The sequence below is a fragment of the Actinomycetospora flava genome (assembly GCF_037400335.1).
Taxonomy (GTDB): Bacteria; Actinomycetota; Actinomycetes; order Mycobacteriales; family Pseudonocardiaceae; genus Actinomycetospora; species Actinomycetospora flava.
In genome coordinates, this window is the sequence record NZ_JBBEGM010000002.1 from 513,183 (window position 1) to 531,241 (window position 18,059).

The 18,059-nt window shown below is 75.6% G+C and carries 18 protein-coding genes; 10 read left to right on the forward strand and 8 right to left on the reverse strand.

All coding sequences use genetic code 11. From position 1 onward, the window contains the following. Positions 1-175: 175 nt before the first annotated feature. Positions 176-613: a YybH family protein gene (locus WCD58_RS09125; protein WP_337701823.1), complete on the forward strand. Its 438-nt coding sequence runs from the start codon at positions 176-178 to the stop codon at positions 611-613. On the opposite strand, the gene WCD58_RS09130 is transcribed toward WCD58_RS09125, so the two are convergent. Beyond that, a complete protein-coding gene (locus tag WCD58_RS09130; RefSeq protein ID WP_337701825.1) occupies positions 610-3,348 on the reverse strand; it encodes an ATP-binding protein in 2,739 nt (912 codons plus the stop codon). The genes WCD58_RS09125 and WCD58_RS09130 overlap by 4 nt on opposite strands. Positions 3,349-3,503: 155 nt before the next feature. Here WCD58_RS09130 and WCD58_RS09135 point away from each other — a divergent pair, with 155 nt between their 5' ends. The 5 genes from WCD58_RS09135 (at position 3,504) to WCD58_RS09155 (ending at position 7,098) form a co-directional block, all read left to right on the forward strand. Next, a complete protein-coding gene (locus WCD58_RS09135) occupies positions 3,504-3,788 on the forward strand; it encodes an ArsR/SmtB family transcription factor (protein WP_337701827.1) in 285 nt (94 codons plus the stop codon). After that, positions 3,785-4,177: a VOC family protein gene (locus tag WCD58_RS09140; RefSeq protein ID WP_337701829.1), complete on the forward strand. Its 393-nt coding sequence runs from the start codon at positions 3,785-3,787 to the stop codon at positions 4,175-4,177. The genes WCD58_RS09135 and WCD58_RS09140 overlap by 4 nt, the downstream gene beginning before the upstream one ends. A gap of 85 nt (positions 4,178-4,262) precedes the next feature. After that, complete coding sequence (locus WCD58_RS09145) at positions 4,263-5,879, forward strand: AMP-binding protein (RefSeq protein WP_337701831.1); 1,617 nt, start codon at positions 4,263-4,265, stop codon at positions 5,877-5,879. Then, a complete protein-coding gene (locus WCD58_RS09150) occupies positions 5,876-6,715 on the forward strand; it encodes a methyltransferase domain-containing protein (RefSeq protein WP_337701833.1) in 840 nt (279 codons plus the stop codon). Before WCD58_RS09145 ends, WCD58_RS09150 begins: the two co-directional genes overlap by 4 nt. After that, a complete protein-coding gene (locus WCD58_RS09155) occupies positions 6,709-7,098 on the forward strand; it encodes a nuclear transport factor 2 family protein (protein ID WP_337701836.1) in 390 nt (129 codons plus the stop codon). Before WCD58_RS09150 ends, WCD58_RS09155 begins: the two co-directional genes overlap by 7 nt. A gap of 13 nt (positions 7,099-7,111) precedes the next feature. Here the strand turns inward: WCD58_RS09155 and WCD58_RS09160 are convergent, their stop codons facing one another. Both WCD58_RS09160 and WCD58_RS09165 read right to left on the reverse strand, forming a co-directional pair. Continuing rightward, positions 7,112-7,603, reverse strand: coding sequence for a hypothetical protein (locus tag WCD58_RS09160; RefSeq protein ID WP_337701838.1), 492 nt, complete (start codon positions 7,601-7,603; stop codon positions 7,112-7,114). Beyond that, positions 7,603-8,913, reverse strand: coding sequence for a molybdopterin-dependent oxidoreductase (locus tag WCD58_RS09165; protein ID WP_337701840.1), 1,311 nt, complete (start codon positions 8,911-8,913; stop codon positions 7,603-7,605). Before WCD58_RS09165 ends, WCD58_RS09160 begins: the two co-directional genes overlap by 1 nt. Before the next feature lie 108 nt (positions 8,914-9,021). On the opposite strand from WCD58_RS09165, the gene WCD58_RS09170 reads away from it, so the two are divergent. Together WCD58_RS09170 and WCD58_RS09175 are read left to right on the forward strand one after the other, a co-directional pair. Continuing rightward, positions 9,022-9,240: a dodecin gene (locus WCD58_RS09170; protein ID WP_337701842.1), complete on the forward strand. Its 219-nt coding sequence runs from the start codon at positions 9,022-9,024 to the stop codon at positions 9,238-9,240. Positions 9,241-9,355: 115 nt separating this feature from the next. Then, positions 9,356-10,654: an MFS transporter gene (locus tag WCD58_RS09175; RefSeq protein ID WP_337701844.1), complete on the forward strand. Its 1,299-nt coding sequence runs from the start codon at positions 9,356-9,358 to the stop codon at positions 10,652-10,654. Here the strand turns inward: WCD58_RS09175 and WCD58_RS09180 are convergent. Both WCD58_RS09180 and WCD58_RS09185 read right to left on the reverse strand, forming a co-directional pair. Further along, positions 10,600-12,114, reverse strand: a complete 1,515-nt coding sequence (locus WCD58_RS09180) for a glutamate-cysteine ligase family protein (RefSeq protein WP_337701846.1) — start codon at positions 12,112-12,114, stop codon at positions 10,600-10,602. The genes WCD58_RS09175 and WCD58_RS09180 overlap by 55 nt on opposite strands. 243 nt (positions 12,115-12,357) lie before the next feature. Continuing rightward, positions 12,358-12,909, reverse strand: a complete 552-nt coding sequence (locus WCD58_RS09185; protein WP_337701847.1) for a bifunctional nuclease family protein — start codon at positions 12,907-12,909, stop codon at positions 12,358-12,360. Positions 12,910-13,091: 182 nt separating this feature from the next. Between WCD58_RS09185 and WCD58_RS09190 the strand changes: the two genes are divergently transcribed. Both WCD58_RS09190 and WCD58_RS09195 read left to right on the forward strand, forming a co-directional pair. Further along, positions 13,092-13,892, forward strand: coding sequence for a TrmH family RNA methyltransferase (locus tag WCD58_RS09190; protein ID WP_337701849.1), 801 nt, complete (start codon positions 13,092-13,094; stop codon positions 13,890-13,892). Further along, positions 13,889-14,569 carry a DUF2537 domain-containing protein gene (locus WCD58_RS09195; RefSeq protein WP_337701852.1) on the forward strand — a complete coding sequence of 227 codons (681 nt, stop codon included), beginning with the start codon at positions 13,889-13,891 and terminating at the stop codon, positions 14,567-14,569. The genes WCD58_RS09190 and WCD58_RS09195 overlap by 4 nt, the downstream gene beginning before the upstream one ends. A gap of 15 nt (positions 14,570-14,584) precedes the next feature. Here the strand turns inward: WCD58_RS09195 and sepH are convergent, their stop codons facing one another. The 3 genes from sepH to WCD58_RS09210 form a co-directional block, all read right to left on the reverse strand. Then, positions 14,585-15,607, reverse strand: coding sequence for a septation protein SepH (sepH, locus tag WCD58_RS09200; RefSeq protein WP_337701854.1), 1,023 nt, complete (start codon positions 15,605-15,607; stop codon positions 14,585-14,587). A gap of 179 nt (positions 15,608-15,786) precedes the next feature. Then, complete coding sequence (gene serC, locus WCD58_RS09205) at positions 15,787-16,923, reverse strand: phosphoserine transaminase (RefSeq protein ID WP_337701856.1); 1,137 nt, start codon at positions 16,921-16,923, stop codon at positions 15,787-15,789. A gap of 156 nt (positions 16,924-17,079) precedes the next feature. Continuing rightward, positions 17,080-17,991, reverse strand: coding sequence for a DUF559 domain-containing protein (locus WCD58_RS09210; protein ID WP_337701858.1), 912 nt, complete (start codon positions 17,989-17,991; stop codon positions 17,080-17,082). Positions 17,992-18,059 lie beyond the last annotated feature (68 nt).

Genomic DNA, 18,059 nt, shown 5'->3' on the forward strand with positions numbered 1-18,059 from the left:
CCCCGGCCGGTAACCGCCGAGACCGCCCGCGATTACTGGATGGTATCGCTCGACAGGCGAGCGATACCGGCCAGTAACCGACGAAACCGCCCGCGCGGTCGCGCGCAACGAGCGCGGGAACCTCGGGGTGGCGCCCCGACGCGACGGGCGGGGCGGCGGGGGAGCCTCGGGCACCATGACGACCACCACCGAGGCGCCCGCCGACTTCCGCGCGTTCCTCGACCGCGTCGACGACGCCCTCGACGCCATGTTCACCGGCGACCCGCAGCCCTACGCCGACCTGTGGGCGCAGCGCGACGACGTGACCCTGTGCGGCGCCTGGGGCACCGTCGAGAAGGGCCACGCCGACGTGACGCGCACGTTCGCGTGGGTCGGCTCGCGGTTCAGCGACGGCACGCGCGAGCGCGAGGAGCCGGATGTCATCGTGGTCGACGGCGACCTGGCCTGGACGGTCGGGTTCGAGCGCGGGCACGTGCGGGTCGACGGCGGACCCCTCGCGCCCATGGTCATCCGGGTCACCCACGGGTTCCGGCGCGTCGACGGCGACTGGCGGCTCACCCACCGCCACGCCGACTTCCCGCCGCCCGATCCGCGGAAGACCCAGGACTCCTAGAGCCGCCGCGCGAGCTCGTCGCGTCCGGTGACGCCGAGCTTGCGGTACACGTGGCCGAGGTGGGTCTCGACGGTCTTGGTGGTGACGAACAGGGCCTGGGCCACCTCGCGGTTCGTCAGGCCGTCGGCGGCGAGCTCGGCGACGCGCCGCTCGCCGGCGGTCAGCGCGTCGACCCCCGTCACCGCGACCCGCCGGGGCCGCGCGCCGGCGGCCTGCAGCTCCTTGCGCGCCCGCGCCACGAGGCCGTCGGCGCCGCAGCGGGCCGCGAGGTCCTGGCCCGGCGCCAGCTCCGCCCGCGCGGCGACCCGCTGGTTGGCGCGCCGCAGCGCCGCGCCCAGCTCCACCTGCGTGCGCGCGAGCTCGAGACGCGCCGGGGTCGGCGACAGCAGCGTGACCGCCTCCCGCAGCGGCTCCACCGTCCCGCCGACCAGCCCCCGGGTGCGCAGCGCCATCGCGAGCGCCCGGGGGGCCGCGAACCGGCGCCCGGCGCGCACCGCCCGGTCGGCGGCCTCGACGGCCTCGTCCTCGCGGCCCAGCGCGTGCAGCGCCGACGCGACGCCGACCTCCCACGGCAGCAGCCCGGGGTGGTGGATGCCGCGGTGCACCAGGCGCTCGCCGCAGGCGCGGAAGTCGGCGACGGCCTCCGCCGGCCGCCCGAGCGCCAGGTGCAGGCGGCCCCGCGCGGCGAGCAGGTAGGCGAGGTCGCCCCGCACCCCGCTCGCGGCGAGCACCGCCGCGGCCTCGTCCGCCCGCCCCCGGTCCACGAGGACGATCACCAGCCAGGCGACGGTGTAGCGGCGCGCGGCGTGCATCCCGTGCTCGTCGGCGAGGGCGTCCGCGAGGCGGGCGTCGGCCTCGGCCTCGACGAGGTCGCCCGCGAGGTAGCGGGTCTGGGCGCGCAGGACGCTCGCGGACACGAAGTCGTACGTCGACCCGCGCCGCCGCGCGCTCGCGAGCATGCCCTCGGCGCACACGCGGAGCGGGTCGAGGTGGTCGATCGCGACCAGCACCATCGTCGCGGGCAGGACCACGCCGGGGTCGGGCGCGGTCGCCCGCAGCGTCGCGTCGAGCGCCTCGCGGGCCAGGTCGGCGGCCGTGACGTCCCCGGTCTGCAGGGCGTCGAGGGCCGCGAAGGCGAGCAGCGCCGGTCCGCCCTGCGGGGGCAGGCGCCCGTCGCGACGCAGCGTCCGGGTGAGCTCGGCCGCCGCCGCCCGGCGCGCCGGGTCGCGGCGGGCCAGGCTCACGGTCGCCGCCGCCAGCTCCGTCGCGAGCTCGCCCTCGTCGAGCCCGGCCGCGGCCTCGTCGAGGACCTGCAGGGCGCGGTCGAACGCCAGCGTCACGCTGAGCGCCCGGGCGAGCTCCAGCGCGATCAGCCCGCGCCGGATCGGGTGCGTCGCCAGCGCGAACGCCTCCTCGAGCAGCGCGACGCCCTCGCGCCAGGAGACCCGGGCGGTCGCGGTGCCGAGCTCGTGGAGCACCGCCGCGCGCTCCGGGACGGGCGGCGGCTCGGCGACGGCGCGGCGCAGGTAGCGGCACGCCGTCTCGGGCGCGCCCTTGCCCAGCGCGACCCGCCCGGCCTCGCGCAGGCCGGCGACGACGGTCGGGTCGCCGAGCGCCTCGGTGTGCAGCAGGTGGGCGGCGACGAGCTCCGCCGACGCCTCCTCGGCGGCCAGCGCGTCGGCGGCGCGGCGGTGCGCGCGGTGGCGCTCGGCGGGTCCCATCCGGTCGCTGACGGCCTGCTCGACCAGCGAGTGCCCGAAGGCCAGCGGGCGTCCGGGCGCCAGCAGGCGCGCGGCGACGAGGGTCTCCGCGGCCCGGGCGACGCGGTCGGCGTCGAGCCCGGACACGGCCACGACGTGGCGCAGCTCCGCGGCGCCCCCGAGCACGGCCACCGCCTCGGCGACCGCGGCGGCGTCCGCGCCGGTCTCCCGCAGTCGCCGCGCCACGAACGTCGCGACCACACTCGGCGCGAGCGCGGCCACCCCGTCCGGACCGCGGGCACCCGACTCCGCGACCGCCTCGAGCAGGGCCGCGACCAGCAGCGGGTTCCCGCCCGTGGCCTCGTGGCAGGCCGTGACGACGCCGTCGGGGGAGGGGCCCAGCCGCGCGTCGACGAGCTCGCCGACCGCGGCGGGGCTCAGCGGGCCCGGGAGCAGCACCGTCGCGGCATCGCGCAGCGCGTCGACGACGGCGGGCTCGACGTGGTCGACGGGGCTCTGGGCCGCGATCACGATCGCGACGGGCAGCTCGCCGACGCGGCGCGCCACGTAGGCGAGCGCGCGCAGCGACGGGGCGTCGGCGACGTGCGCGTCGTCGACCACCAGCAGCACCGGTCCGCGCTCGGCGAGGTTCGCGACCAGCCAGTAGATGCCGTGCAGGGTGCTGGCGGTGTCGTGCTCACCGGCCTCCGCGGACCCGGGCGCCACGGCGGGCGCGGCGAGCCGCGCGGCCCCGGCGAGGAGCTCCGCGGTGAGCACCGGCTCCACCAGGCCGCGCACGACGCCGAACGCGAAGTCGCGCTCGAGCCGCCCGCCCCGCGCCGCGAGCACCGTGGCGCCGTCCGCGTCCGCGCGCGTCGTCTCGAGGAGCCGCGTCTTGCCGATGCCGGGCGGGCCCTCGACCCAGGCCAGGCCGCCGCGTCCCGCGCGCGCCGCGTCGACGACGGCCGCGAGCACGGCCAGCTCGCGGTCGCGCTCGAGGATCGCCGTGCCGTGCGCCGCCGGCATCACGGCCATGGCGACACCCCCCTGGAGTGCGACCGTACGGCGCCGGTCGCGGGCCGACCATCACGAGAAGTGCGTAGTGGACAGGGCCGTCCGTGGGCATCGACCGACAGGCAAGTCATCGCTTGCCCTTGAAAGGCAAGCCAGCACTTGCCTATTCTGCCCGCGTGGCCGACGTGTTCCGCGCTCTCGACGACGAGACCCGGCGTCTGCTGCTCGACGAGCTCGTCCTGCGCGACGGCCAGACGCTCTTCGAGCTCTGCAGCACGCTCGTCACCCGGCACGGCCTGTCATCGACGCGCCAGGCGATCTCGCAGCATCTCGGCGTGCTCGAGGAGGCCGGACTCGTCGTCACCGAACGCCGCGGCCGCACCAAGATCCACTACTTCCGCGGCGAGCCGCTCGCCGCCATCACCGAGCGCTGGCCCGCCAGCCGGAGGGACACCCCATGAGGATCCGCCTGACCAGCATCTTCGTCGACGACCAGCGCGCCGCCCGCACGTTCTACACCGACGTCCTGGGCTTCGCCGTGCGCCACGAGATCCCCCTCGGCGACGACCTCTGGCTCACCGTCGTCTCGCCGGAGGACCCCGACGGTCCCGAGCTGCTGCTCGAGCCGGCCGGGCACCCGGCGGTCAAGCCCTATCGCGACGCACTGGCCGACGACGGCATCCCGCTGGTCCAGTTCGCCGTCGAGGACGTGTACGCGGAGCACGAGCGGCTGACCGCGCGCGGCGTCGTGTTCACCCAGCCGCCCACCGACGCCGGCCCGGTGGTGATGGCGGTCCTCGACGACACCTGCGGGAACCTCGTCCAGATCGTCGCCGCGAAGCCCGTCTGACGGCTTTCTCGGGGTGGCTCCCCGACGCCGCCGGGGTGCCGCGGCGGGTCTCCTGGTCGCCGACCGTCCGACCTCCGGAGGCACCATGCCCGCCACGCGCGTCGTCAGCGACCGTCCCGCCGTCCGGGTCCCCGACCTCTCGCTGCCCGACTTCCTGCTCCGCGCGGCCGACGACCGTCCCGACGCCCCGGCGGTGATCGACGCGGCGTCGGGCCGCACGGTCACCTACGGCGAGCTGCGCCGCGACGTCCGGCGCTGCGCGGTCGGGCTGCGCCGGCGCGGGATGCGGCCCGGTGACGTCCTGGCGATCGTCGCGCCGAACAGCCCGGAGTGGCTGGTCGCGTGCCTCGGGGCCATGGCGGCGGGCGGGATGGTGTCCGGGATCAACCCGCTCTACACCGCCGACGAGATCGCCCCGCAGCTGCGCGACCACGGCGCGCGGTTCCTCCTGACGATCCCGCCCTTCCTGTCGCTGGTCCGCAGCGCGGCCGCCGGGGGAGTGGAGCCGGACATCATGGTGCTGGGCGAGGCCCCGGACGACGGGGCGGGCGCGACCCCGTTCGCCGACGTCCTTGCCGCCGGGGAGGGCGGCCACCTCCCGGGCGGCCTCGTCGACCCCGCGGTCGACCTGGCGCTGCTGCCGTACTCCTCGGGCACCACCGGCCTCGCCAAGGGCGTGATGCTCACCCACCGGGCCATGGTCACCAACGTCGAGCAGATGCAGGCCGTCATGGCGCTCTCGCCCGCGGACCGGTCGGTGGCGGCGGCGCCGTTCTTCCACGCCGTGGGGCTCGTCGTGGTCGCCGGGGTGACGCTCCGCGCCGGCGGCACGGTCGTGACGCTGCCCCGCTTCGAGGTCGACGCCTACCTCGCCGCGATCGCCGAGTACCGCGTCACGGTCTCGGTCGTCGTGCCGCCGATCGTGCTCGCGATGGCCCGGCACCCCGCCGTCGACCGCTACGACCTGTCCTCGCTGCGGCTGCTCGGGTCCGGGGCCGCCCCGCTGGGTGCCGACCTGCAGCAGGAGTGCGCCGCGCGGATCGGTTGCCCGGTCGGCCAGGGGTACGGCATGACCGAGGCCGTGGCCGCGATCGCCCTGTTCGACGCGGACCTCCCGGTGGTGCCCGGCTCGGTCGGGATGCTGCTGCCGGGCGTGGAGGCCCGGATCGTCGACGTCATGACCGGTGCCGACCTGCCCGCCGGCGAGACGGGCGAGCTCGTGGTGCGCGGCCCGCAGCTGATGGCCGGCTACCTGAACAACGCGGAGGCCACCGCCGCCACGATCGACGCGGACGGCTGGCTGCACACCGGCGACCTCGCCCGGTTCGACGCCGACGGCAACCTGTTCGTCGACGACCGGCTCAAGGAGCTCGTCAAGGTCAAGGGCCTGCAGGTGGCGCCCGCCGAGCTCGAGGCGCTCCTGCGGACGCATCCCGCCGTCGCCGACGCCGCCGTGATCCCGGTCCCCGACGAGCGGGCGGGCGAGCGGCCCAAGGCGGTGGTCGTCGCGAGCGGTCCCGTGGACGCCGAGGCGATCCTGGCGTTCGTCGCCGCCCGCGTCGCCCCGCACAAGCGGATCACCGAGGTCGCGTTCGTCGAGGCCATCCCGACCTCGCCGTCCGGGAAGATTCTGCGCCGGCTGCTGGTCGCGCAGGACCGCGCCGGTGCGCTGTCCGCCGAGCGCCCGATGGTCGCGCCGTGACCGCCGTCGAGGGTGGCTACGGCCTGCGCCTGTCCGACGACGAGGTCGCGCGCTACGAGAGCTGGGCGCGGCTGGCCCGCGAGCACGAGGCCGACCTGTGGGAGCTCGCGGGCCTGCGCCCGGGCGCCCGCGTCGCCGACGTCGGTTGCGGGCCGGGCGCGCTGCTGCCGGTGCTCGCCGCGTGCGTCGGGCCCCACGGCGCGGTGGCGGGCGTCGACGCCGACCCCGAGGCCGTCGCGACCGCCCGCGCCGTCCTCGCCCGCGCCGGGGTCCACCGCGCCGGCGTGCGGCGGGGTCGTGCCGACGCGACCGGGCTGCCCGCGGGGAGCTACGACGTCGCGGTGATGCGCCACGTCCTCGCCCACAACGGGGGCGCCGAGCAGCGCATCGTCGACCACCTCGCCACGTTGGTGCGCCCCGGCGGGCACGTCTACCTGGTCGACGTGGACGCGGTCGCGGCCGGCATCACGCCGGCGCTGCCCGAGATCGCCGAGATGACCGCGCGCTATGCGCGCTGGCACGCCGACCGCGGCAACGACGTGCGGGTCGGCCGGCGGCTGGCGGCGCTCGCCCGCGGCGCCGGGCTGGTGGTCGAGGCGTTCCGCGGCTGGTTCGAGATCCAGCCGCTGCCCGTCGGCATGCGCGGGCCGGCATGGGCCGCGCGGGACACGCTGGTCGCCGCGGGGCTCGCGGACGCCGGCGAGGTCGCCCGCTGGGGTGCGGCGGCCGACGCGATGGACGCGTGGACCGAGCGCCCGGAGCTGATGGTCGCGATCTTCGCGGTGGTGGCGCGGCGGCCGACCGCCGACGCGGGCGGGCTGGAGGACGGATGCTGAGCGAGGACGCCGACGCGCGCACGCGGGCCGGGATCCTGCGGTACCTGGAGGCCACCGGCGTCGACCCCGAGCTCGGCCACCAGATCTTCGCCGAGGACGCCGTGCTGGAGTTCCCGCAGTCCGGCGAGCGCTTCGTCGGCCGGGCGAACTTCCTGGAGTGGCGGCGGCGCTACCCCGCGCAGGTCACGATGACGCTGCGGCGGCTCGTGGGCGGCGGCGACCTCTGGGTGGGCGAGGGCGAGATCCGCTACGACGGCGGAGACCCCTCGTACGGCGTGACGATCCTCGAGTTCCGCGACGGCCTCGTGGTCCGCGAGACGATCTACGGCGGACCGCCCTGGGAGGCCCCCGACTGGCGCGCCCCCTACCGCGATCCCAGGTGAGCGAACTTCGGTGCTATAGCGCCGAAGTCCGCTCACGTACCGCCGACCGGCCCAGCCGGATCGCGTAGACGACGGCGCTGGCGAGGAAGAGGGCGGCGGTGACGAGGAGCCAGCGGCTCACGTAGTCGACGGTCGGCGGGAGGCCCGCCGCGAAGGCCAGCACGTCGGCGCCGCCGCCCGAGATCGTCGGGAACCAGACCAGCCCCAGGAGCGCGGAGCCGAGCACCGGCAGGCGTAGGTGGTTCGTCGCCGCCACGGTCACCGGCCGCGACGACACCCGCCGGCGCGCCCACCGGGCGAGCACCAGAGAGCGGTCGGCGAGCGCGTACAGCGGGTAGAGCACGAGGTCGTGGCCGATCACCGCGGCGGCGAACCAGATCGCGATCGTCACCGCGCTCGGGTTCGGCACCAGCGCCAGCACCGCGGCCCCCGCGAGCGCGAAGCAGCCGAGCAGGGCGAGCAGGTGCAGCGGGTTGGCGCCGTAGACGCGCTTGAACCAGGCCATCACGCGCTCCGGAAGTCGATCGCGCCGACCCACTTGGTGTTGTGGACGCCGGGCAGCGCCGGGACGATCACGCGCGCCGGGAACCCGTGGTCGAGCGAGAGGTCCGCCATCGGGCCGCCCGCGTCGTCGCCCACCCGCAGCGCGAGCAGCGAGTCCGGGTCGAGCACCTGGTTGCCCTGCAGGGTCACCCGCGCGAACGGGCCGGCGCGCTCGAGCGACGCGACGAACGCGGTCGCGGGTTCCGGCACGCCGGCCCGGGCCGCGAGGTCGCGCAGCCGCACCCCGCTCCAGGTCCGCGTCACCGACCAGCCCTCGACGCACGCGATCGGCAGAGTGGCGGTGTGCTGGGGCATCGCGGCGAGCGCCGCCCGGTCCAGGCGGAGCTCGCCGGCCGGGCCCCCGCGCAGGACGAGGGCGTAGCCATCGCCGACACCCGGCCCGATCCCGGCGCCGAACGCGGTGCGATTGACCTGGAAGTCGTTCGGGCCGGTGCCGTAGGAGCGCCCGCGCGGCGAGAGGACCGCGAGCGGGCGCAGCGCGTCGACCGTCGTCCCGATCGTCGTCAACCCGACCAGCGCGCTGCCCGCGGCGACGGTGCCGATCAGGGTGCGGCGGCTCATCGTCGGCGGGCTCGGGGCGACGGCGACGAGGCCGTGCTCGTCGGGGGGCTCGGGCACCGTCTCGTCCACCGCGTCGTGCAGCCAGCGCCCCGGACCCCCGGAGCGCAGCGAGCGCACCATCGTCGGGAGCTTGATCAGCACGTGCGACACGAAGCCGCCGATGAACACCCACGCGCCCCAGTAGTGGGCGGTGTAGAAGTCGAAGCCGAACGAGTAGTCGTACTGGATGTTCATGATGCCGGTGACCAGCTCGAACAGGATCCCGCCGACCAGCGCGAGCAACGAGACGCGCTCCAGCACCTGGGCGACCGAGCGCACCGGCGGCCAGGCGAAGAGCTTCGGCACCACCGACCACAGCTTGGCCAGGATCACCGGCACCAGGACCAGTCCGAGCCCGACGTGCAGCCCCTGGGTGAGCCGGTAGAGCCAGGACGGCGAGGTGGGCCAGTCGATCAGCGGCAGGCGCAGCGCCCCGACGTCGGCGGGGATCGCCTGGCCGAACTGCGGGCCGTACGCGAGGTACGAGAGCAGCCCGGTGAGGATCACGATCGGCAGCCCGGCGAGCAGGACGACGCCGAACACCGAGGTCAGCCACGGTCCGCGCAGCGGGCTGCGCCACGTGCGCGGGGAGAACGGGGGCGGCACGCGGGGGTCCCGGATGCCGTCGGCGGGCTCGGTCGTGCGCGTCACCGTGGGTGTTCCTCTTCTCGGGCCGGGGCGCTGCACGTGGTCCTCCGCCGGAGAACGGGTACCGGTTCGACGGAAGCCCGAATCCCCTACGAGCGAAGGAGCCCCCGGGTGGCGGACAACATCTACCGGAAGACCGAGGTCGTCGGGACCTCCAGCGAGAGCGTCGACGAGGCCATCCGTGGCGCCGTGCGCCGGGCCTCGCAGAGCCTGCGCCAGGTCAGCTGGTTCGAGGTCTCGGAGATCCGCGGGCACGTCGAGGACGGCGAGGTCGGTCACTTCCAGGTGACCCTGAACATCGGCTTCGCCCTCGAGGACACCAAGCCCTGAGCCGGCGTGGTGATGTGAGCGCGTGGCGCTGCGGACGTTGAGTGTCTGCAGCGCCACGTCGCTGACACAACTAGTTAGGTAAGCTCAGCACTATGGCGTGCGACGGCGATCTCCGGTGAGCGAGGTCGACAGCACGCACCCGGAGAACGCGCGGGGCAGCGTCTTCGCCGCCCTCCGCGTCCGCAACTACCGCCTCTTCGCCTCCGGGCAGGTCGTTTCGCTGGTCGGCACGTGGATGCAGCGCGTCGCCCAGGACTGGCTGGTCCTCGAGCTCTCCGGCGGCAGCCCGGTCGCCCTCGGCATCGCCGCGGCCCTGCAGTTCGGCCCCACCCTGCTGCTCAGTCTCTGGGGCGGGTCGATCGCCGACCGCTACGACAAGCGCCGCCTGCTCATGGGCCTGCAGGTCGCCATGGGCGCGTGCGCGCTGGTGCTCGGCCTGCTCGACGTGACGGGCCTGGTGACGATCGCCCAGGTCTACGTCCTGTGCGTGCTGCTGGGCTGCTTCTCCGCGCTCGACGGCCCGGTGCGCCAGTCGTTCGCCGGCGAGATGGTCGGCTCCGGCGCGCTGGCCAACGCCGTCGCGCTGAACTCGATGACGTTCAACACCGCGCGCGTGCTGGGTCCCGCGGTCGGTGGCCTGCTGATCGCCGGGGTCGGCACCGGCTGGGTCTTCCTGATCAACGCGGTCACGTTCGTCGCGGTCCTCACCGGTCTGCACCGCATGCGCCCCGCCGAGATGTTCGCCTACGCCCGCGCCCCGCGGGAGCCGGGCGCGATCCGGGCGGGCCTGCGCGAGGTCCGCCGCCACCCCGACGTGGTGCTGCTGCTCGTGCTCGTCTTCTTCGTCTCGACGCTCGGCATCAACTTCTTCGTGACGCTCGCCATCGTCGCCCGCAACGTCTTCGGGCGCGGCGCCGAGTCCTACGGCCTGCTGACCTCCGCGCTCGCCGTCGGCTGCCTGCTCGGGGCGTTCACCGCCGCCCGCCGGGTGGGACGCCCGCGCCTGCGCACGGTCGTGGTCGCCGCGGTCGTGTTCGGCGTCTGCGAGGTCGCCGCCGGGCTCATGCCCAGCTACCCCCTCGTCGCGCTGCTGCTCGTGCCCACGGGCGCCGCGCAGCTGCTGTTCACCAGCGCCGCGAACGCCGCGGTGCAGCTCGGCGTCGACGAGCAGGTCCGCGGGCGGGTGATGGGCCTGTGGATGGTCGTCCTGCTCGGCGGCACGCCGGTGGGCGGTCCGGCGCTCGGCTGGCTCGCCGAGGAGCTCGGCGGGCGCGCCCCGCTGGTGCTGGGCGGGGCGGCGTCGGTGGTCGCCGCGGTGGTCGTCGCCGGGGTGTGGACGGTGCTCCAGCGACGGCGCCGTCAGTCCAGCGGCCAGTCGTGCACGGGCACGTTGGCCTCCATGCCCTCCAGGTAGCGCTTCATCATCTCCATCACCGCGTTGCCCCGGTCGAGCCCGCGGCGCTCGGCCTGTGCGACCGCGCGCACCTGCCAGGTCGCGCCCGTGGACCGGCGCACGCAGCGCTGCTCGATCACCGACAGGTAGCGGTCGGCCGCCTCCGAGTCGACGCCCCAGGCCGCCAGGCCCTCCTGGGCGAGCGGGAGCATCCGGCGCAGCAGCAGCTCGTCGGCACGCACGGTGCCGATGCCCGGCCAGTACAGGGCGGCCTCGATGCCGTGCCGCGCGCCGGCGGTGAAGTTCGCCTCCGCCGCGTCGAACGACATCAGCTGCCACGGCGGGCGGTCGGACTCCGCCAGCGCCCGGATGACGCCGTAGAAGAACATCGCGTTGGCCACGGCGTCGACGGCCGTCGGGCCCGCGGGCAGCACGCGGTTCTCCAGGCGCAGGTGCGCGACGCCGTCGGCGACGTCGTACACGGGGCGGTTCCAGCGCCACACCGTGCCGTTGTGCAGCCGCAGCTCCTGCAGGCTCGGCGGGCGGCCCGCGTCGAGCTCGGCGAACGGGTCCTCGTCCTCGGCCAGGGGCAGCAGCGCCCCGAAGTAGCGGACGTTCTCCTCGAAGAGGTCGTACGCCGACTGGGCCCACCGGTCGCCGAACCACACCCGCGGCCGCACGCCCTGGTTGCGCAGCTCGACGGGCCGGGTGTCGACGGCCTGGGTGAACAGCGGGATCCGGGTCTCGGCCCAGAGCCGGCGGCCCAGCAGGAACGGCGAGTTCGCCGCGAGCGCCACCTGCAGCCCGGCGATCGCCTGCGCGGCGTTCCAGTACGCCGGGAAGAGGTCCGGGGTGAGCTGGAGGTGCAGCTGCAGCGACGTGCACGCCGCCTCGGGGGCGATCGAGTCGACGTCGAGGACGAGGTGCTCGGCGGGCCCGCCGTCGCTCGGGCCGTGGCGGGAGGCCGGCGGCTCGGTGATGTCGAGGCGGAACGGCTCGCCGCGCGCGGTGAGCATCTGCCGGTTGAGCAGCGCGTAGCGGGGGTCCTCGGTGAGCTGGTCGGACGCGAGGTGCTCGGCGGCGAGGGTCGGCAGGATGCCGATCGTGACCGCCCGGGCGCCCAGGTCCCGCGCGCAGTCGCCCGCCGACCAGGTCGCGTCCAGCATGTCCTGCTCGAGATCGCGCGCCGTGGCGCCGGGCAGCAGCCGGGGCGGCAGGTTGATCTCGAGGTTCCAGCGGCCCAGCTCCGAGGTCAGGACGTCGGAGGCGGAGCGGTCGAGCACGGCGTGGTTGAGCATCGCCGGTCGCATGTCCTCGTCGACCAGCGCGAGCTCGATCTCGACGCCCGTGCTCGGCTCGGCACCGGCGAAGCGACCCTCGCTCACCATCGTCCCGAAGGCCTCGAGGCACCGGTGGATGCGGTGCCGGTATCGAGCCTGGTCCGAGGCGGTGAAGAGGGTGGCGGTGAGGTGCTGGCCCATTACCCGCCCGGCTCCCGTCCACGATCCGACAACCACCGCGTCCCGCCACGTCCGGCGGCACGCGGCCCCTCACGCGAACCCCGACGAGCGGCCACGCTGACACAGCCCGCGAGATCACGCCAGCCGCCGACACCGTCCGCCCGCGGAAAGCGTCCGTTCAGCGTAGGCCACCGTCGGCGCCGACCGCTGGCCGACGCGGAGTGACCTCTGATCAGTCGGTATCCGGGCCTTTTCGTCCAGCCGTCAACCGCTTCGTCCGAAGTCCTCGGGTGAGATGTTGTCGAGGAACGCGCGGAAACGGTCGACCTCGTCCTCGTCGCTGCTGTCGGCCGCGCCGCCGGAACCGGGCGTCTCGTCGCCCTCGTCGTCCTCGACGACGACCCCGGCGTCGGCCAGGACGCCCTCGGTGGCGTGGATCGGCACGTCGGCGTGCAGCGCGATCGCGATCGAGTCGCTGGGCCGCGCGGAGACCCGCAGGCCCCGGTCGAACACCAGGTCGGCGTAGAAGGTGCCGCCGCGCACCTCGGTGATCTCGATGCGCTCGAGCCGGCGGCCCAGCGCGGCGACCACGTCGGAGATCAGCACGTGGGTCAGCGGGCGCTCCGGCAGGCGCCCCTGCTGCTCGAGCGCGATCGCCTCGGCCTCGGCCAGCCCGATCCAGATCTGCAGGCAGCGCTTGCCGTCGGTCTCCTGCAGCAGCACCACGGGGTGTCGGCTCTCGCCCGAGCCCGACGATCCGCCCTGTTGCGTCGCGTCGTCCACGGCCAGTACACCGACCACCCGCATCTCGCTCACGACCCCAGCCTCCCACGTTCCCGGGCCTCGCCGGAGGGTTGCGTTCCGCTCGTCTCCACCGCCACCGGGCTCGGCGTCCAGCCCACCGGGTGCCCCACGGTGGGCCGCCGACACCTGTTCCCGGAGGTCGGCTCCCGTCGCCGGGTCCGGACCCCGGCACCGGGGTCTGGAACGATACGCACGTGGCGCGTGTGGTGGAGGTCGACGACGCGGCGGACCCGCGCCTCGCCGACTTCCGTGACCTCTCGCGGGCCGACCGGCGTCCCGACCGCCCCGGCGGCCGGGGCCTCGTGCTCGCCGAGGGCACCGTCGTGGTCCGCCGCCTGCTGGCCTCGCCGTACCCGCCGCGCGCGCTGCTCGGCGTGGCGCGCCGGGTGGACGACCTGGCGCCCGACCTGGCCGGGATCGACGTGCCCGCCTACGTCACGGACGCCGACACCATGGCGCACGTGGTCGGCTTCCACCTCAACCGGGGGGTGCTCGCGAGCGCCGACCGCGCCCCGGCACCCGACCTCGCCGCCCTGCTCGACGGCGCCCGGCGCGTCGCGGTGCTCGAGGGCGTGAACGACCACGAGAACCTCGGTGCCCTGTTCCGCAACGCCGCGGCGCTCGGCGTCGACGCGGTGATCGTCGGCCCGGAGTGCGCCGACCCCCTCTACCGGCGCAGCGTGCGCGTCTCGATGGGCCACGTGCTGCGCGTGCCCTTCGCCACCGCGGGCCTCGACGAGGCGGTGACGGCGCTGCGGGCCGCGGGGTTCGTCCTCGCTGCCCTGACCCCCGGCGGCGACCCCGCGGCGCTGGGCGGGCTCGCCGGGCGCGAGCGCGTGGCGCTGCTGCTCGGGGCCGAGGGCCCGGGGCTGTCCGCGGAGGCCCTGGACCGCGCCGACGTCCGCGTCCGCATCCCGATGTCCGGCGACGTCGACTCCCTCAACGTCGCCACGGCGGCCGCGGTCGCCTTCCACGCCACCGGGGGAGCCCGGTGAGGGTCGTGGAGGTGCGCGCCGAGCGGGGGCAGGCGCTGGTCGCCGGGGTCGCGCTCGCGGACCCCGGCCCCGGCGGGAGCGAGGTGCGGACCTGGGGCCTGCCGCCGGACCTCGTCGACGCGCTGCGGGAGTGGGCGCGCGTGGCGGCCGGCGTGACCGCCGGCCCGGGCCGGGGGAGTCCCGCCGACACGATCAGCCGCCGCGGCCGCCAGCTCGCCGCGAGGCTCTCGGTCGAGCTCGCCGCGCCCGTCGACTACTGCGACCCCGTCACCGGCCACCGCGTGATGCTGCGTCGCGTCACCCGCACCCCGCACCCCCCGCCGGTGCCGCCGCTGCCCCGCAACGGGACGGGCGAGGGCGTCCCGGCGCCCGCACCGCTCGGCGACGACGCGGAGCCCACCGCGGTCACGGCGGCCGCGGAGCCGACGCCGTGGGGGGTCGGGCTGACCCTGGCCGTACTGGTGGCCGGGGTCGTGCTGCTGGCCAACCTCGCGCTCGCCGCGCCGCTGATCACCGGGCTCGGCGCGATCGGGCTCGCGGTCGACGCGGCCGTCGTCGCAGGGCTGGTGCCGGCGCTGTGGCTCAACCGCCACGTCCCGACCTGGCGCTGGGCGGTCTACGGCACGTTCGCGGGCACCGGGCTCGCGCTGGTGTTCCTCGCCGTCGCCGCGTTCTGAGCAGCGCTTGCGAGATCAGCTGCGCGGCGAGCGCGTGCCCAGCAGGACGTCCTCCCACGACGGGACGATCGGGTGCGACCGCTTGCCGCGGCGCGTGACCTCGGCGGTCTCCGGAGCGGCGGTCTCGACGGTGGCGGGCTCGCTCGGGGCCTCGCTGCGCTCCGTGCGGGGCGTCGGGACCTGGTCGTCCGAGGCGGCCGGCGCCGGGACGGTGGGCGCGCCCCGGCGCTCGGTGCGCGGGGAGCCGCGCCGGTTCGTCCCGCGGTCGGTGCGGCGCGACGGGCTCGTCGCGCCGTGCGTCCCCGCGGGCGCGCTGCGGCGCGCGGGGGCGGTGTCGCCCGAGACGGCCAGCGCCGGCGTCTCCTCGACCACCTCGGGGGTCTCGACGTCCGCGGGCTCGGGAGTGGGCTCGGGAGCCGTGGCGTCGACGCGGCGCGGGCCGCCGCCGACCGGCTCGCGGCCGAGCAGCTCGCGCGCCGGGTCGTCGCGCGGGTCGACGGTGCCGCCGGAGCTCCCGGGGCGGAACGACCACCGGGCGACGTTGTCCGAGCGCCCCGCCTGCCAGGACAGGGTGACGACCCACTGCGCGTCGTCGCCCTTGTGCGCGTCCCAGCGGGCGTCCTCGAGGTCCTGCCCGCGGGCACCGAACGTGGCGCCGACGATCTCGCCGAGCGTGCGCCCGTCGGTGCGCGTGGGGTCGGTGGGCAGCACGGGGTGCGCGCGCCGGGCGATCTCCGCGACCCGTGCGCGCTCCAGCAGCACCGGATAGGCGAAGCGCTCGACGTGCGAGATGCTCACGCCGGCGGCCGAGGCGACCTCGTCGACGGACTCGCCGGCGCGCACCCGCGCCTGGATGTCCCGGGGGCGCAGGGGGCTCGAGACCTCGATCTCCATCTGGCCGAGGCGGCGCACGTCCCCGCGCGCGGCGGCCCGCAGTCGCTCGTCCCCGGAGACCGCGAAGCGCTCGTGGCGGATCGGGTCCTCGAGGATCACGGTCTCGTGGTCGTCACCCAGGCCGACGACGCGCAGCTGACGCATCAGGCCTCCCCGTCGGCTCGCGGCCCTCGCCCCGCAGGTCCGGTGGGGCGTGGTGCTCGCCCACCGACGCTAGGTCACGGATCTCCTCGGACGAGGGAGGCGCGCCGCGCCCGTGTTCGCCCTTCACGCGGACGATGACCACGGGCGCGGCGGGCGGTGACCCGTTCAGAGCAGCGCCGTCACGACTGGCGCTCGACGACCCAGTCGATGCAGCGGGTGAGCGCGGTGACGTCGTCCGGCTCGACCGCCGGGAACATGCCGATGCGCAGCTGGTTGCGCCCGAGCTTGCGGTACGGCTCGGTGTCGACCACGCCGTTGGCGCGCAGCGTCTTCGCGATCGCCGCGGCGTCGACGTCGTCGGCGAAGTCGACGGTGCCGACGACCTGCGAGCGGTGCGCCGGGTCGGCGACGAACGGCGTCGCGAACGACGACTGCTCGGCCCAGGTGTAGAGGCGGTCCGAGGAGTCCTTGGTGCGCCCGGTCGCCCAGTCCAGCCCGCCCCCGGCGTTCATCCACTCGATCTGGTCGGCGAGCAGGAGCAGCGTCGCCACGGCCGGGGTGTTGTAGGTCTGGTCCTTGCGGGAGTTGTCGAGCGCGGTCGACAGCGACAGGAACTCGGGGATCCAGCGCCCGCCCGGCTTGTCGGCGTCGATCTGCTCGACGCGCTCGAGCGCGGCCGGCGACATGATCGCGATCCAGAGCCCGCCGTCGGAGGCGAAGCACTTCTGGGGGGCGAAGTAGTAGACGTCGGACTCGCTGATGCGCACCGGGAGCCCGCCCGCACCCGACGTCGCGTCGACCGCGACCAGCGCGTCGCCCGAGCCGCTGGGCCGGGTGACGGGGACGGCGACGCCCGTCGAGGTCTCGTTGTGCGCCCAGCCGATGAGGTCGACGCTCGGGTCGGAGGTCGGCTCGGGCGCGCTGCCCGGGTCGGCGGAGACGACGATCGGGTCGGCGAGGAACGGCGCGCCCTTGGTGACGGACGCGAACTTCGAGGAGAACTCGCCGTAGGTCAGGTGCAGGCTCTTCTCGCGCACGAGGCCGCTCGCGGCGGCGTCCCAGAACGCGGTGGTGCCGCCCACCCCGAGCACGACCTCGTAGCCGTCGGGGATCGAGAACAGGTCGCGCAGCCCGGAGCGCACGCGCCCCACGATCGACTTGACCGGCTTCTGGCGGTGCGACGTCCCCATGACGTCACCGGCCTCGGCGAGACGGGCGAGCTGCTCGGGGCGCACCTTCGAGGGACCGCACCCGAACCGCCCGTCACTGGGCAGGAGCTCGGCGGGAATCTGCAGCGTGTCGGTCGACGTGGTCACCGCGTCATCCTCCCAGCGTCCTCCCGCGAGTGCTGTCGTGTGGGCCACTGCGCGGGTGCCGCGGAGAGCGGAATCGCAGGTCGAGCGCCCGGTCTGCGCCCGTGATCCGGATTCGTGGAGCGGACGTTCCGCGACACGAGACGTCCGCTCCACGATTCACGATCTCGTGCGCAGGGTGCGCCGCAGGCGGTCGAGGAACGCCTCGGGCGCACCACGCAGCTCGTACCAGTGGGTCCGGAGCACCACCCAGCCCGCGGCGGCGAGCGCGGACTGCCGGGGCCCGTCGCGCAGGAACGCCCGCAGGTCCCGGTGGAACGCCCAGCCGTCGACCTCCACGATCACCTTCTGCTCCTCGAAGGCGACGTCGGCCACGGCACGCCCGAAGCCGGGCAGCGCGATCCCGGTGTTCGCTCTCCAGCCGGTCAGCCCGCCGGCCACCATGCGTCGGTGCAGTTCCCGCTCCGCCCACGAGCGGGCACCGTCGTCCGCGAGGGCGATCAGCTCGGCGCCGACGGGCGCGCCGCGACGACCCGAGGTGCGACGGTGCGCGGCCCGCAACGAGTCGACGGTCACGGCGCCCCGCTGCAGCGCCCGGTCCGCGACACGAGCGCCCTCGTCGAGCCCCAGGGCCGCCGCGGCGTCGAGCACCGTCAACGCGCGGGTGGTCACGGCGATCCCGGAGACGCGGGTCCGCTCCGCGTCGGCGATGCGGCGGCGGAGCACGTCGACGTCGTCGCGGGGCCGGGGTCGGCGCTCCGGCGGGACGGCGACCGTGGGACGGGCAGGCGGGTCGTCGCGCAACCCCCACCACCACGCGGCCGAGGGCCCGACGAGCGTCGCGTCCGGGCCGAGCGAGAGCAGCGCGCCCACGATGCGCGAGCGTGGGGTCTCCTCGTGCTCGCCGACCTGGTAGACGCGGGGACCGACGGGGAACCACGCCTTCTCGGCGACCTTCCGGGCGACCGACTGGCGTGACACGCCGGCCGCGGCCGCCTGGTCGAGGCTCACCACGCCGGACTGGCGGCGGACCAGCCGGCGGAACTCGATCTGCTGTTGCTTGGTGCTCACACCGGCTTCGACGCATCCGCTGCCGCCCCGGATCCATGGAGTCCGAGGGCATGATCGAGGTTCGTGGA

Coding starts and splice junctions, on each gene's coding strand:
- WCD58_RS09145 (WP_337701831.1), top strand. CDS start 4,263: ATGCCCGCCACGCGCGTCGTCAGCGACCGTCCCGCCGTCCGGGTCCCC.
- WCD58_RS09140 (WP_337701829.1), top strand. CDS start 3,785: ATGAGGATCCGCCTGACCAGCATCTTCGTCGACGACCAGCGCGCCGCC.
- WCD58_RS09125 (WP_337701823.1), top strand. CDS start 176: ATGACGACCACCACCGAGGCGCCCGCCGACTTCCGCGCGTTCCTCGAC.
- WCD58_RS09160 (WP_337701838.1), bottom strand. CDS start 7,603: ATGGCCTGGTTCAAGCGCGTCTACGGCGCCAACCCGCTGCACCTGCTC.
- WCD58_RS09130 (WP_337701825.1), bottom strand. CDS start 3,348: ATGGCCGTGATGCCGGCGGCGCACGGCACGGCGATCCTCGAGCGCGAC.
- WCD58_RS09180 (WP_337701846.1), bottom strand. CDS start 12,114: ATGGGCCAGCACCTCACCGCCACCCTCTTCACCGCCTCGGACCAGGCT.
- WCD58_RS09155 (WP_337701836.1), top strand. CDS start 6,709: ATGCTGAGCGAGGACGCCGACGCGCGCACGCGGGCCGGGATCCTGCGG.
- sepH (WP_337701854.1), bottom strand. CDS start 15,607: ATGCGTCAGCTGCGCGTCGTCGGCCTGGGTGACGACCACGAGACCGTG.